The following is a 14947-nucleotide window of genomic DNA, read 5'->3' as shown; positions in this document are numbered from 1 at the left end:
TTCTACTCCTTACATTTTTTATTTTCCTTTAATCTTTGTGACAAATAAAAATACTCTATTATTTTCTTTCTATCAAATAATAGTTTTTTATCCATTATTATTTCCATTAAAAACTTAGCTAATTTATCAGGATCATGTCTTGCAAATCCATTTTTAATTGTAACAAAATCCCCTTGCACAACCTTTACGTTTAAGTCCATAATCTCTTTTTCATTTATTTTTACAGGTTCTGCATTCTTTTCTAAATATCTTTCTCTTATTGAATCATTAATCTCCCGAGTATTAGTTGCAACATAGTCTATAATTCCATTACCACCATGCTTAAAAATAGCCTTTATATGATCCGCTACAGAATATCCGTCTGTTTCTCCTTCTTGAGTCATTATATTTGATACATATATTTTTAAAGCTTTTGTATCTTTCAATGCCTTACGTATATCTTTAACTAAAAGGTTAGGAATTACACTAGTATAAAGGCTTCCTGGTCCTAGAATAATAGCATCTGCATCCATTATAGCCTCTAGCGCTTCATTCAAGGCTTTTGCCGTTTTAGGCTCTATAAACATCCTTTCTATTTTACTCTTTTGCCTTATAGCCTCTTTTGGAATATTTGATTCCCCTTCTACTATATTGCCATTTTCTAATCTCGCCTTTAATACCATATCATCTAAAGTAACAGGAAGTACCCTTCCTGTTACAGCTAGAACAGAACTCATCTTTTTAACAGCTTCTTCGAAGTTATTGGATATACCATCCATAGCTGCTAAAAATAAGTTTCCAAAACTCTGGTTTTTCAAATTTCCTTCTTTAAATCTGTACTGAAGCAATTCTTCCATTAAAGGTTCTGTATCAGCTAAAGCTAATATACAGTTTCTTATGTCTCCTGGAGGAAGTATTCCAAGCTCCTCTCTTAAAGCTCCTGAACCACCTCCATCGTCTCCTACAGTAACTATAGCTGTTATATTTGATGTATAGTATTTTATTCCCCTAAGCATAGTAGAAAGGCCAGTGCCCCCTCCTATGGCTACAATTTTAGGTCCTCGTACTAAAAGTCTCTTTTCATATATAAGATTCTCTAATTTAGTAGAATCTATAGATACACTTAAATATCCTTTATTTATTAAGGCTATGATTGATCTTATACCTTGGTTTATAGAAATGTAAAGTATAAAAATTCCAGATACAATTAAAAAGCCATAGAAAAGTTTATATTCTCTGGAGACATTGCTTCTGTTAAAAAATTCCACCGCTGCAAATACTATAAACAAAATTCCCATGGCACCAAGCCCAATCCACCTTTTTACTTTTACCCCAGGTTTTAACCATTGTACCACCTTCATGACTTATGCCCAGCCTTTTTTATATCTTCATTTATATCTCTATGCTCTTTGCTTACATTATGCCCATTTGCTTTTAGTGTCTCATATATTGTATTTGTAATAGCTACAGAGCGATGTCTTCCTCCTGTACATCCTATAGCTATTATAAGCTGCCTCTTACCTTCTTTTATATAGTTAGGTATTAAAAATTCAAGCATATCTTCTAACTTAGAAATGAACTCCTTGGTCTCTTTGAAACTCAAAACATAATCCTTTATCTCTTTATCATCTCCTGAAAATCCTTTCAACTCTGGTATATAAAAAGGATTAGGCAAGAACCTTACATCAAATACTAAATCTGCATCTACTGGTATACCATACTTAAATCCAAAGGATAGTACATTTATTATAAGATTATTTCCTTTTTGGTCATCATCACCATAGATTCTCGATATTTTTTCTCTGAGCTGCATAGGAGTCATATTAGAAGTATCAATTATATTATTAGCTCTATACTTAACTTCATTTAATCTTTCTCTTTCTAACTCTATTCCCTGAAGTATTCTTCCTTGTGGAGCTAACGGATGTTTTCTTCTGGATTCTTTATATCTTTTAACTAATACTCTATCATTCGCATCTAAAAATAAAATCTCATATTTATAGTTTTGTTCTGTCAAATAATTCAAGCTCTCAAATAGATCGTCGAAGAACTCTCCCCCCCTTATATCTATAACTAATGCTATTTTATCTATCTTACCATCTGTTTGATAACAGGCTTCTGCAAATTTCGACATTAAGGTCGGAGGTAAATTGTCTACACAAAAATATCCTAAATCTTCTAGGCTTCTAATTGCTTGGCTTTTACCAGCCCCTGATAATCCTGTTACAATAACAAACCTCATCTTAATCCCCTCCTAATAGTAACACAGTGTTATTTTTTTATTATAACACACTTTTAAGTTCATTAGCTTATTTAATTATTGCAATAATTTATATTTATAAAAATTCAAACTTTAAGTTGGTAAGGATATAAAAAGAACATCTAACAAATCTTTTTAAGTTTGTTAGACGTTCTTTCCTCATTTAAACTCAAGGTAGAGGCTAAAGTTCTAAACTTTTTATACTTCTCTATTATACTATAAAGCATTTTCACTTTAGTTTTTAAACTAATTTTTTTCGTCTTCTCCGATTATTCTGACTTCAGTATTTAATTCCACATTAAATTTTTGTTTTACCCTATCTTGAACTAGTTTTATTAAGTCCAAAATATCCTTTGCAGTTGCATTTTCTTTGTTTATTATGAATCCTGAGTGCTTCATAGAAACCTCAGCACCGCCAATTCGCGTACCTTTTAGCCCGCTATCTTCTATTAGCTTTCCTGCAAAGTACCCTTCTGGTCTTTTAAATGTACTTCCTGCCGATGGATACTCTAAAGGTTGTTTTTCCCTTCTTCTTCCCATCAAATCATCCATTCTAGCTTTTATAACATTATAGTCTCCTTTTTGAAGTTTAAATGTAGCCTCTAAAACTACATAATTATACTTTAAAATTGCACTCATTCTGTAGCTTAATTCTAATTCTTCTTTCGACAATCTCCTTATTTCACATTTATCATCTATAACTAATGCGCTTTCTATTACCTGAGAAATCTCACCATTATATGCACCAGCATTCATAGTAACTGCTCCACCTACACTTCCAGGAATTCCATTTGCAAACTCTAAACCAGTTAAAGATGCCTCAAGAGCAGCATGAGTAACCTTTGATAAAAGCGCACCACTTTGAGTAATAACTCTTTCTCCCTCTACCTTGATTTTATTAAGCTTGCTTAGGCTTATAACTACACCTCTAATGCCTCCGTCTTTGACCAAAAGATTTGAGCCTCTTCCTAAAATAAAATATGGAACTTCACTATCTTTACATACCCTTATAATTTGTCTTATTTTTTCATAACTATCCGGTGTAACAAATATATCTGCAGGCCCTCCGACCTTAAATGAAGTACAGTTCTTCATTAAAACATTTAGTTTTATCTCTTCTTCCCTTAGTATACTCTTTAATTTTTCTATACACTGAACCATTTGTCTCTCCTTGATCATTATTGTTATGTAACTAGTATAGAATATATAGTATTATTTAATCAAGATTAATATCTTCTAATTTTCCTTTAGACTTTAAATAACTTATTAACTTTTTGTAATCTGTGTTCATTATTAAATCCTCAGGCATACCTATCTCATTAATTAACTTTCCCGCTATATCAAAATTTCCAATTGTAAAACATACATGAGAGTCAGTACCTAATATTACTTTAGTACCATGTTTCTTACAAAGTTCTGCTATTTTTCTGCAAATTGGCTCACTGCCTTTTCTAGACGTCTTAAAAGAACTATTGTTAATTTCAATAAGTATATTCTTCTCTTTAGCCTTTTTTACAACTTCTTCTTCATATATAGGAAACTGAGGATTTCCTGAATGCCCTATAATATCAACTTTAGGATTATCCATAGCTTTTAAAAGAGCTCTTGTGTTTTCTTCTCTTGTTCCTGGAATTATACACGGATCATGTAAACTAGCTATTACTATATCCAAAAACTTCATATCTTTCTCAGTTAAATCTAAATTTCCATCATAGTCCATAATATTAGCTTCACATCCATAAAGCATCATAACACCATACATTTCTCTTGGCAATACCTTAAGATTGTGAAAATACCATATATGAGGTGCACCAGGCATTTCAGGGCCGTGTTCTGTAGTTCCTAAAACCTTCAATCCTATTTCTGATGCAAACTTTGCATTTTCCAGCAAAGTGCTATAAGCATGCCCACTTGCTACTGTATGAGTATGCACGTCTAAAACATATTTCATCAGTACCATTCCTCCTTATTTACATTTGTTAAAATAATCTATTATGCTCTGAGCTGCTTTTTCATTTATAGATTCTGTTTCCAGCAGTTCTTCATAAGTCGCCTTTTTAATATTATCTATACTTCCAAACTTTTGCAACAATGCTTTTCTTCTCTTATCTCCAATATTAGGTATATCTTCTAGTATAGAGTGAAGAACTCTTTTATTTCTTAAACTTCTATGATAAGTTATAGCAAATCTGTGAACTTCATCCTGTATTCTTGTTATTAGATTCATAATTTTAGGAGTAACGCTTATCTCTTTACCATTATATATCAAACCCCGAGTTCTGTGTCTATCATCCTTAACCATTCCACAGACAGGTATACTAATATTAAGATTATCTAATACTTCTAATGCAACATTCACTTGTCCCTTTCCCCCATCCATTAAAAGCAAATCTGGGAATATGCTAAACTTAGCACCACTTAAAAGAAGCTCTCTTTCCTGTATATCTTTTATCTCTCTAATACCGTGCTGAAATCTTCTTGTTAAAATTTCTCTCATACTTTCATAATCATCTGCGCCCTTAACAGTTTTTATTTTAAACCTTCTATAATCACTATTTTTAGGTTTACCATCTTCAAAAACCACCATAGTTCCTACAGAATCTACTCCTTGTATATTAGAAATATCATAAGCCTCAATTCTATGAGGCAATTCTTCCATCTCCAGCACTTCTGCTAATTCTTCTAAAATATTGTTGTTTAATTCTTTATCCATCTTTATCTTTAGTTTAAACTGCTCTAATGTATTCTTTGCATTGCTTTCCACAAGTTCCAGCAACTTTTTCTTTTCCCCTTTTTGTGGAATTTTAATAGATACCCTAGATCCTCTTTTTAAGGAAAGCCATTCTTCTAAGAGCTCTCTATCTGAAACCTCTGGGACATATATAGTCTTAGGAATAAATGCTGTTCCTCCATAAAAATCTTTAATAAACGTAGAAATCATTTCGGATTTTTCATTAAATATATCATTTTCTAAAATAAAATGTTCCCTTCCTATTATTTTACCCTCTCTTACAAAAAATACCTGAGAACACCAATCTTCTTCATCATTATATATATTTATGAAATCCTCATTTTCAAAATTACTTGTAATTATCTTCTGTCTTTCCCTAATCTTTTCAACTGCCAAAACTTTATCTCTTAGAGAAGCTGCTTTTTCAAATTCTAAAGCTTCCGAAGCCTCATTCATTTTACATTTTAAATCTTCTATAAATTCATTTTCTTTTCCGTTCAGCAAATCAATTATCTTTTTTATAGTTTTTCCGTACTCCTCTTTGCTTACATATCCTGCACAAGGTGCTGTACATAAATTTATATGATAATTTAGACAAGGTTTTATCTTCTCTCCATTTTCCTTTATTGCAAATCTGCAAGTTCTTATTGGAAATATCTTTTTTATAAGCTCAATAGTTTCATATACAGCCGATGCGTCTGGATAAGGTCCAAAATACTTAGCACCATCCTTTGCCCTGTTTCTTGTTACAAACACCCTTGGAAAGTCTTCATTTATAGTTATCTTTATAAAAGGATAATGCTTATCATCTTTAAGGAGAATATTGTACCTTGGTCTATGCTTTTTAATTAAATTACATTCTAGAATAAGAGCTTCCATTTCAGAATCCGTAATGATATACTCAAATTCTGCAATGTTTTTAACCATAGCTTTAACCTTATTTCCGTGATTTTTAGAATTCTGAAAGTACTGCCTTACTCTATTTTTAAGCACCTTTGCTTTCCCTACGTATATAATTTCACCTAAAGAATTTTTCATCAAATAAACTCCTGGTTTGTCAGGAAGCATCTTTAGTTGATATTCAAAATCAAACATTCCTCTATACACCTCTTTTCAATTAAAAAATTGTCGGAAGTCTGTATATTGTATATGCAATTCCTGCTATCATCAAGAAATCTTCAAAACCACTTCCACCTTTTGAACTTGGATTATAAGTTAGTGGAAAACTATATTTCTTTTTTATAAATGGATAGAACAGAGGAATTCCCATCCTTGTCATCATATCACAAGCTAAATGCATACCGTATCCAATCATAAAATAATATGTCATATTAGGTATATTATAAGTTTCTCCTAAATAACCAAATATCATAGTGAATACTACTAAGCCTAGTAAACTATGCGTAAGTCCATTTCTATGGGAAGATAAAGCTACAAAGACTAAAGAAATTCCTAAAGCTTTTAAAGCAGGAGCATCAACATATAAATAATCAAAATATAATACAATTATAGCTAAACATATATAAACCACAACTTTTGTTTTCTTGTTTTTAAATGGAAGTATATATCTATTTATTATACTCTTAGGATGATCTATATCTGGTATTAAAGATGCCAATATAACAACTAAAAGTCCAAAATAATTAAATCCTCCAGGCACCTTATGACATATTGATATAAAAGTAAAAGCACCTATTCCCGCATGAGTCTTTCCTTTCATAATTTCTCCTTTATATTTTATAATGACATAAAAAAAGTCAAGATTCTACAAAACTCTTGACTTTATTATATATCATTATAATAGGAAAAGAAACATACGTTCTTCACTATGTTTCAAGAAATTATGAATTTCGTATAATTTCTTAAAACATACCTATAAGATGATAAAGGAAAGTATTTATTGAAGCGCTGTTTTTATAACTTGCCCTGCAATTTCTGCAGCTATTCCTCCACCTGTTCCTCCGTTTTCAACAATTACCGCAATAGCTATCTTAGGATTATCATAAGGTGCAAAGCCTATAAACCAAGAATGAGGTTTTTCACCTTCTCTTCCTGTATCAGCAGTTCCTGTTTTACCACAAACTTCTACAGATTCTAAGGCCGCAGCACCTCCTGTTCCTTCAGTTACAGTGGCTCTCATATATTCTTTTATGATTTTAGCATTCTCAATCGATGTAACTCGCTGAAGTTCTTCAGCTTTTATCTTTTTTATGCTCTGACCAGTAGGTTTTAATATCTCTTTAACAATAAGAGGCTTCATTATGACACCATCATTAGCTATAGATGCAGCTACTAATGCCATTTCTATAGGAGTTGCAAGAACTTCTCCCTGTCCTATAGCACTTTGGGCCATATTCCCCTTTTCATAGCTTTCCAAACTTGGAAATCTACTATTTTTGGCAACAAAATCATTGCTAGGTATGGTGTTATTGAAATAAAACTTTTCTGCTGTAGTTTTTAAAGCTTCATTTCCAAGCTCCATACCTAAGGTTCCAAATACTACGTTACTTGATTTATAAAAAGCCTGTTTTAAGTTTATATTTCCATAACTGTGTCCAGCATAGTTTTTAAGAGATTCTTTTGCATTAAAAACAAGTACTCCATCATCATCGAATCTTCTTTCTGTGATCCCTGGTAAATTCTCTAAAGCGCTAACAGCAGTGACTACTTTAAAAGTTGAACCTGGTGGATACATTCCTAAAATAGCCCTGTTGTATAAAGGTATATCTTTATTAGTGTTTAAATTCTGCCAGTTTTTCTCTAGGTTGTTTGGGTCAAAAGATGGCGTTGATACCATAGCCAAAATCTCTCCAGTTTGAGGCTCTATTGCTACTACAGCTCCTTTATTATTTCCCAATAAACTATATGCCTTTTTTTGTATCTTAGAGTCCAGAGTAGTTCTTATGCTATAACCAACCTCATCTTTTTTTTCTGTAACAAATTGAACAACTTTTGATAAATCCATAGCATCTTCCCCTAAAAGAGTGGAATCATATTGCTTTTCTAGTCCTGTGATTCCATATCTAGGATTTACATATCCTAGTACATGAGCAAAGGCACTTCCCTCAGTATAAGTTCTTTCTTGATTTAAAGTGCTTATTTTTTTACTCTTTGTCAAGGCTGTCATGTTTCTATCATAGATTGTTCCTCTCAATATGGAGTTTCTCTTTGCTTGAATTCTTTTATTGTAAGGGCTTTGCACAATCTTTTCTGCTTTAAAAACTTGAAAATAAGTTATATACATAATTACTCCCATAAAGCATACTAAAAACACTACAAGAACCTTTTTTATATTTGTAGAAATATCATTCATCACTTCTGCCCTCCTCTGAAATCTTTTGAAGTATTCCAAGCGCAAAGAAGGTAGTAATCATTGAGCTTCCTCCATAACTTACAAGAGGCATTGTTATACCTGTTAATGGAATTAAATTTATAACTCCACCTATAATAACCAAAACCTGGGTTGCTATCATTGCACTATAGCCAACAGCTAACAAGGCTGAAAATTTATCTTCTGTATATACTGCCGCCCTCATACATCTATAAAAAAGCAGGAAGTACAATATAATAACAGCAAAGGCCATAAGTCCTCCCATTTCTTCACTTAAAACGGCAAATATAAAATCTGTGGAATTTATTGGTATAAATTCCGGATAACCTTGACCTAATCCCGTTCCAAACAAGCCTCCTGAGGCTATAGCAATCATAGATTGAACTATCTGATACCCTTCATTGTTAGCATAAGACCATACATCTTTCCATATAGCCACTCTAACCCTTATATGTCCAAAAAGCTTATAGCTAATAACCGCTCCTGCTGCAAACAATATAAAACAAGTAGCTACATACTTAAATTTTGATGTAGCTATATAGAGCATAGTTACAGATATTCCAAAGAATAACAGAGCAGAACCTAAATCTCTTTGAAGCACCATAAATCCCAAGGATATCATAACCACAATCGCTGGTTCTATTAAATCTTTATACTCTTTGTACTTTCTTAAGGAAGAAGCCAAATAAGCAACCAGAAAAAGCTTACCAAATTCTGAAGGTTGGAAAGCATAACCTCCAAGAGTAATCCAGTTTTTAGCTCCATGTTTAGCTTGCCCTAAGAATGATCCTAATGACATTAGAAGTATAGTACATACTAAATAAAAATACTTATACTTAGCAAACTTTTTTAAATTAGGGAGCAAAACTACTATGACTATGAATCCAGTTATTCCTACAGTAAACCATATAATTTGCTTTATGGCACTAGATGGATTTATCCTGTATATAAGAATTATTCCTATAACAGTCAGTATACATGCAAAAGTCTGTATATACTTATCTCCATCAGGAAAAAACTTCCTAATAATAAAGTGAGCATATGCTATAAGGGCACAAACTACTACTCCCATAATAATTGCTGTTTTATCAAAATTTTCTTTTGGCCAATATAAAACACCTAAATTTAAAAAGCAAATTATGCAAAACAAATAGGTATATCTTAGAAGCCTTCTTTCATCATACTTACTTTTCATAAGCTAATTCTCCATTCCTTATTAACCAATAACCTTAAATATATATTCTCCGATTATTATTTCATCATCCAATTTTAAGGTTAAAACCTTATCTAATCTTTTTCCATTAAGCAGAGTTCCATTAGTACTATCTAAGTCTTTTATAAAGTATTCATTGTTCTTGATGAAAATTACAGCATGATGTCCTGAAACATATTGATCATGCAGAACTAAAAGATTATCTTCTCTTCTTCCTATAGTCATCTTAGAATGAATAGGTATTACAGAACCTACTTTCAGATTAGATTTATTATCTCCAACTTTAATAACTTCTAATCCTAATTGTCTTGAAACCCTTCTCCTATTGCCACCCTTTATATCTTTGTACATAATTCTTAAAGCCCAAAATATTATTATATATATTATTACAATAATGAGAAGTCTTAAAACCAATCTTACTAAAGGCATAAATCCACCTACTTACTATAAATTTATATTATATTTATATTATATTTATATTATATAACTAAAGTTTAATTTTACCATACTTAAAGACTAGCGTAAACTCCGCTAGCCTTTAATATATTGTTAATTTTATTATAACTTTGTCTTCAGATAATATCCTGTATAAGAATTATTATTTTGTGATATTTTCTCAGGAGTACCACAATCTATAATTGTACCTCCTCTGTCTCCACCTTCTGGTCCTAAATCTATTATATAATCTGAACATTTGATCACATCAAGATTGTGCTCTATTACGACCACTGTGTTTCCAGCATCCACAAGACGCTGAAGTATTTGTATGAGCCTATTTACATCATCTATATGAAGACCAGTAGTAGGCTCATCTAGTATATAGAAAGTCTTTCCTGTACTTCTTTTAGATAATTCATAGGCAAGTTTAATTCTCTGAGCTTCTCCACCTGACAGCTGGGTAGATGGTTGACCAAGTCTTAAATAACCCAAACCTACATCCATAAGAGTTTGAAGTTTAGCTTTAGCCCTTGGAATATTTGAGAAAAATTCTAATGCTTCTTCTACAGTCATATTTAAGACTTCATCTATATTTTTACCTTTATATCTAACCTCAAGTGTTTCTCTATTATACCTTTTTCCTTTGCAAACCTCGCATGGAACATAAACATCAGATAAAAATTGCATTTCAATCTTTATTATTCCATCACCGCGGCAAGCTTCACATCTTCCGCCTTTTACGTTGAAACTGAATCTTCCTGATTTATATCCCCTCATTCTAGCTTCTGCAGTATTAGCGAATAGCTCTCTTATTACATCAAATAGCCCTGTGTAGGTAGCAGGATTAGATCTAGGAGTTCTTCCTATAGGACTTTGATCAATATTTATGACCTTGTCTATATTTTCTACTCCTAATATATCTTTATGAAGTCCAGGATTCATTTTAGACCTATTTATTTTTTTATTAAGTCCTTTATATAAAATTTCATTGACTAAGGTACTTTTCCCTGATCCCGATACTCCTGTTACAGAGGTTAAAACACCTAGAGGAAATTTTACATTTATATTCTTTAAATTATTCTCTCTTGCTCCAATAATCTCTATAAATTGATTATTACCTTTACGTCTTTCTCTTGGAACCTCTATCTTCTTCTCACCAGTTAGATACTGACCAGTTATAGATTCTTTGCATTTTTTTATTTCATTTATGTTACCAGCAGCAACAATTTTTCCACCATGTTCCCCAGCACCTGGTCCTACATCCACAATAAAATCTGCTGCCTTCATGGTATCCTCATCATGTTCAACAACAACTAATGTATTTCCTAGATCTCTTAGATGCTGCAGTGTGCTTATTAGTTTATCATTATCTCTTTGATGAAGCCCTATGCTTGGTTCATCAAGAATATATAAAACTCCAACTAATCCTGAACCAATCTGGCTTGCTAGCCTTATTCTTTGAGATTCTCCACCTGATAAAGTACCAGATTTTCTGTTTAAGTCTAAATAATCAAGGCCCACATCTATTAAAAACTGAAGCCTACTTTTAATTTCTTTCAATATCTGGTTTGCAATAATAGTATTTTTTTCTGACAGCTTTAAATTATTTATAAATTCAAGTTCTTCTTTAATAGACATATTTGCAAATTCAAATATATTTTTTCCTCCTACTGTTACTGCTAAAGCTTCAGGTTTTAATCTTGTACCTTTACATTTAGGACAAGGTGTATCACTCATGTACTGTTCTATTTGCTTTTTGATGTAATCTGAATTAGTTTCCATATACCTTCTTCTAAGATTGTTTATTATACCTTCATATCTGTGATCATATAACCCTCGCTTATCTTCTTTTACATATTCTACAGTTATTTTATCTCCATCTAAACCATATAAAATGCAATCTAAAGTTTTTCTTGGCAATTCTTCAATAGGGGTGTTTAAATCAAATTTAAGCTCTCTTGCTAAAGCTTTTAACACACTAAATGTCCAAGAATCCTCTTTTAACGAAGCATCTCCTAAAGATATAATAGCTCCTTCTAATATGCTTTTGCTTTTATCTGGTATGATTAAATCCTCGTCTATCTCCATTAAACTTCCTATACCATCACATTTCTCACATCTTCCAAAAGGAGTATTAAAAGAAAAAAGCCTAGGCTCTATTTCGCTTATACTTATACCACAATCTGGGCAAGCAAATTTTTCACTGAACTTAAGGTCTTCTCCACCTATGACATTTACAATAACTACACCTTCTGAAAGCTTTAAAGCTGTTTCTAAGGAATCTGTAAGTCTACTCTCTATTCCTTCTTTTATTATAAGTCTATCTATGACTGCTTCTATAGTATGTTTTTTATTCTTATCTAAATTTACTTCTTCCTCTTGAAGATCATATATCTCCCCATCTATTCTAGCCCTTACAAATCCATTTTTCTTTATATCTTCCAGTACTTTTACATGCTGTCCTTTTCTCCCGTTTATTATTGGTGATAAAATTTGCACCTTGCTTCTCTCTGGAAGCTCTAATATTTTATCTATCATTGTATCTACGCTTTGTTGGGTTATTTCCCTTCCACACTTTGGACAATGAGGAATTCCAACTCTAGCATATAAAAGTCTTAAATAATCATATATTTCTGTAACTGTTCCCACCGTAGAACGCGGATTTCTGCTCGTAGTCTTCTGATCTATAGATATAGCTGGTGAAAGCCCCTCAATATACTCCACATCCGGCTTATCCATCTGACCTAGGAACTGCCTTGCATAAGCAGATAAAGATTCTATATATCTTCTCTGCCCCTCTGCATATAATGTATCAAAAGCCAAAGAAGACTTACCGGAACCAGAAAGTCCTGTAAATACAACTAATTTATCTCTGGGAATCTCTAAGTCTACATTTTGTAAATTGTTAACCTTAGCACCTTTTATAACAATCTTATCTCTCATTTATTCCTTCCTTTCTTAATTCTACTCTAATGTTTCTTTTAGTTTTACAATTTCGTCACGAAGTTCTGCCGCCCTTTCAAATTGTAATTCTTTCGCTGCCTGTTTCATTTCCTCTTCGTATTTAGATATAAGCTTTTCTATTTCTTTTTTGGTAAGCTTTTCTGTATTTGCATCAATTTTGTATTCTTCTTTCTCTTCTAATACCTTTGTTTGAATTACATCTCTTATCTCCTTAAATACAGTGGTTGGAACTATTCCATGTTTTTTATTGTATTCCATCTGTATCATTCTTCTTCTATTTGTCTCATTAATAGCAAAATTCATGGCATTAGTTAGTTTATCTGCATACATTATTACCTTGCTTTCAGAATTTCTAGCTGCCCTTCCTATAGTTTGTATTAATGAAGTTTCAGAACGAAGGAAACCTTCTTTATCTGCATCTAATATTGCTACTAAAGCAACTTCTGGTATATCTAACCCTTCTCTTAAAAGGTTAATTCCAACTAGTACATCAAATTCACCTTTTCTGAGATCTCTTATAATCTCCATCCTCTTTATGGTATCTATGCTAGAATGGAGATACTCTGTTTTTATTCCCATTTCTTTAAAGTAATCTGTCAAATCCTCCGCCATCTTTTTCGTAAGAGTAGTAACCAAAACTCTAAATCCCCTATCAATTGTTTCACGTATATTAGCATATAAATCATCTATCTGTCCTTTTGTAGGCTTTACTATGATTTCTGGGTCTAAAAGTCCCGTTGGTCTTATTATCTGTTCTGCTATATTTGTGGAATGTTCCTTTTCATAAGGGCCTGGTGTAGCACTTACAAATACTGTCTGATTTAATTTTTCTTCGAATTCTTCAAACTTTAAAGGCCTATTATCATAAGCACAAGGAAGCCTAAATCCATATTTAACTAAATTATCCTTTCTTGATCTATCTCCTCCATACATAGCTCTTATTTGAGGTAATGTTACATGGCTTTCATCAATAAATAATAAAAAGTCCTTTGGAAAATAGTCAATTAGAGTTTGTGGTGGGGTTCCTGGAGCCCTTCCATCTAAAATTCTTGAATAGTTTTCTATTCCACTGCAATACCCAACTTCTCTTATCATTTCTATATCAAAGTTAGTTCTTTGTCTTAATCTTTGAGCTTCTAGCAATTTATCTTCAGCCATAAGCTCTCTTACTCTTTCTTCTAGTTCTTCTTCTATCTTTTTTATAGCGACTTCAAGTCTTTCCTTGGAAGTTGCAAAGTGAGAAGCCGGAAATATAGATACGTGTTTTCTTCCACTTATTATTTCTCCTGTTAAAACATCAAATTCTCTTATTTTATCTATTTCATCTCCAAAAAACTCTACTCTTATACCTATATTTGTGGATGAGGCTGGAAATATATCAAGGACGTCTCCCCTCACTCTAAAGGTTCCTCTTACAAAATTTATTTCATTTCTCTCATACTGTATATCTACAAGCTGTCTCATTATCTCGTCTCTATCTTTCTCCACACCTTCTCTTAAAGACACAGTTAACTTTTTATATTCTTCTGGATTACCAAGTCCATAAATGCAAGAAACAGAAGCCACCACTATAACATCTTTTCTTTCAAGTAAGGCAGATGTAGCTGAATGTCTTAACTTATCTATTTCATCATTTATAGATGCGTCTTTTTCAATAAATGTATCTGTTTGGGGTACATAAGCTTCTGGCTGATAGTAATCGTAGTAAGACACAAAATACTCTACACAATTTTCAGGAAAGAATTCCTTAAACTCTGATGTCAATTGAGCTGCTAATGTTTTATTATGAGCTAAAACTAAGGTTGGTTTTTGAACTTTTTCTATTATATTTGCCATGGTAAAGGTCTTTCCCGAACCTGTTACTCCAAGTAATGTTTGAAACTTCTCTCCTCTATTTACACCTTCAACTATGCTTTTAATAGCTTCCGGTTGATCACCTGTTGGTTTAAATTTAGAATGTATTTTAAACTTCTCCATATTCTCATCTCCCATGAACACTAGTTCGAACATATCAATTGTATACTTTAGAGG

The 14947-nt window shown here is 32.2% G+C and carries 11 protein-coding genes; all 11 read right to left on the bottom strand.

Translation table 11 applies throughout. The features are described 5' to 3' along the window. Window positions 1-2: 2 nt before the first annotated feature. The 11 genes from CPAL_RS13035 to uvrB all read right to left on the bottom strand — a co-directional run bounded on the left by CPAL_RS13035 (window position 3) and on the right by uvrB (window position 14893). Window positions 3-1340, bottom strand: a complete 1338-nt coding sequence (locus tag CPAL_RS13035) for a gluconeogenesis factor YvcK family protein (RefSeq protein WP_061858802.1) — start codon at window positions 1338-1340, stop codon at window positions 3-5. Further along, complete coding sequence (gene rapZ / locus CPAL_RS13030; RefSeq protein WP_061858801.1) at window positions 1337-2221, bottom strand: RNase adapter RapZ; 885 nt, start codon at window positions 2219-2221, stop codon at window positions 1337-1339. Before rapZ ends, CPAL_RS13035 begins: the two co-directional genes overlap by 4 nt. A gap of 264 nt (window positions 2222-2485) precedes the next feature. Beyond that, complete coding sequence (gene murB / locus CPAL_RS13025) at window positions 2486-3400, bottom strand: UDP-N-acetylmuramate dehydrogenase (RefSeq protein WP_061858800.1); 915 nt, start codon at window positions 3398-3400, stop codon at window positions 2486-2488. A gap of 55 nt (window positions 3401-3455) precedes the next feature. Continuing rightward, window positions 3456-4190, bottom strand: a complete 735-nt coding sequence (locus tag CPAL_RS13020) for a phosphatase (protein WP_061858799.1) — start codon at window positions 4188-4190, stop codon at window positions 3456-3458. A gap of 15 nt (window positions 4191-4205) precedes the next feature. Continuing rightward, complete coding sequence (gene uvrC, locus CPAL_RS13015) at window positions 4206-6065, bottom strand: excinuclease ABC subunit UvrC (protein ID WP_061858798.1); 1860 nt, start codon at window positions 6063-6065, stop codon at window positions 4206-4208. A 22-nt stretch (window positions 6066-6087) separates the two neighbouring features. Beyond that, complete coding sequence (locus CPAL_RS13010; RefSeq protein ID WP_061858797.1) at window positions 6088-6690, bottom strand: metal-dependent hydrolase; 603 nt, start codon at window positions 6688-6690, stop codon at window positions 6088-6090. Between the two features lie 177 nt (window positions 6691-6867). Then, window positions 6868-8283 carry a peptidoglycan D,D-transpeptidase FtsI family protein gene (locus CPAL_RS13005; protein ID WP_061858796.1) on the bottom strand — a complete coding sequence of 472 codons (1416 nt, stop codon included), beginning with the start codon at window positions 8281-8283 and terminating at the stop codon, window positions 6868-6870. Continuing rightward, window positions 8276-9496 carry an FtsW/RodA/SpoVE family cell cycle protein gene (locus tag CPAL_RS13000; RefSeq protein WP_061858795.1) on the bottom strand — a complete coding sequence of 407 codons (1221 nt, stop codon included), beginning with the start codon at window positions 9494-9496 and terminating at the stop codon, window positions 8276-8278. The genes CPAL_RS13005 and CPAL_RS13000 overlap by 8 nt, the downstream gene beginning before the upstream one ends. Before the next feature lie 21 nt (window positions 9497-9517). Beyond that, complete coding sequence (locus CPAL_RS12995; protein WP_165815347.1) at window positions 9518-9943, bottom strand: FHA domain-containing protein; 426 nt, start codon at window positions 9941-9943, stop codon at window positions 9518-9520. A gap of 129 nt (window positions 9944-10072) precedes the next feature. Further along, window positions 10073-12895, bottom strand: a complete 2823-nt coding sequence (gene uvrA / locus CPAL_RS12990; RefSeq protein WP_061858793.1) for an excinuclease ABC subunit UvrA — start codon at window positions 12893-12895, stop codon at window positions 10073-10075. Between the two features lie 21 nt (window positions 12896-12916). Further along, the gene (uvrB, locus tag CPAL_RS12985; protein ID WP_061858792.1) at window positions 12917-14893 is read right to left on the bottom strand and encodes an excinuclease ABC subunit UvrB; all 1977 of its coding nucleotides are present in this window, start codon (window positions 14891-14893) and stop codon (window positions 12917-12919) included. Window positions 14894-14947 lie beyond the last annotated feature (54 nt).

The organism is Clostridium thermopalmarium DSM 5974 (assembly GCF_002995795.1).
In the GTDB taxonomy this organism is placed as follows: domain Bacteria; phylum Bacillota; class Clostridia; order Clostridiales; family Clostridiaceae; genus Clostridium_H; species Clostridium_H thermopalmarium.
Note: the sequence above shows the minus strand (reverse complement) of the source record. Positions and strands in the feature narration are given on the sequence as shown.

Coding starts and splice junctions, on each gene's coding strand:
- CPAL_RS13035 (WP_061858802.1), bottom strand. CDS start 1,340: ATGAAGGTGGTACAATGGTTAAAACCTGGGGTAAAAGTAAAAAGGTGG.
- rapZ (WP_061858801.1), bottom strand. CDS start 2,221: ATGAGGTTTGTTATTGTAACAGGATTATCAGGGGCTGGTAAAAGCCAA.
- murB (WP_061858800.1), bottom strand. CDS start 3,400: ATGGTTCAGTGTATAGAAAAATTAAAGAGTATACTAAGGGAAGAAGAG.
- CPAL_RS13020 (WP_061858799.1), bottom strand. CDS start 4,190: ATGAAATATGTTTTAGACGTGCATACTCATACAGTAGCAAGTGGGCAT.
- uvrC (WP_061858798.1), bottom strand. CDS start 6,065: ATGTTTGATTTTGAATATCAACTAAAGATGCTTCCTGACAAACCAGGA.
- CPAL_RS13010 (WP_061858797.1), bottom strand. CDS start 6,690: ATGAAAGGAAAGACTCATGCGGGAATAGGTGCTTTTACTTTTATATCA.
- CPAL_RS13005 (WP_061858796.1), bottom strand. CDS start 8,283: ATGAATGATATTTCTACAAATATAAAAAAGGTTCTTGTAGTGTTTTTA.
- CPAL_RS13000 (WP_061858795.1), bottom strand. CDS start 9,496: ATGAAAAGTAAGTATGATGAAAGAAGGCTTCTAAGATATACCTATTTG.
- CPAL_RS12995 (WP_165815347.1), bottom strand. CDS start 9,943: ATGCCTTTAGTAAGATTGGTTTTAAGACTTCTCATTATTGTAATAATA.
- uvrA (WP_061858793.1), bottom strand. CDS start 12,895: ATGAGAGATAAGATTGTTATAAAAGGTGCTAAGGTTAACAATTTACAA.
- uvrB (WP_061858792.1), bottom strand. CDS start 14,893: ATGGAGAAGTTTAAAATACATTCTAAATTTAAACCAACAGGTGATCAA.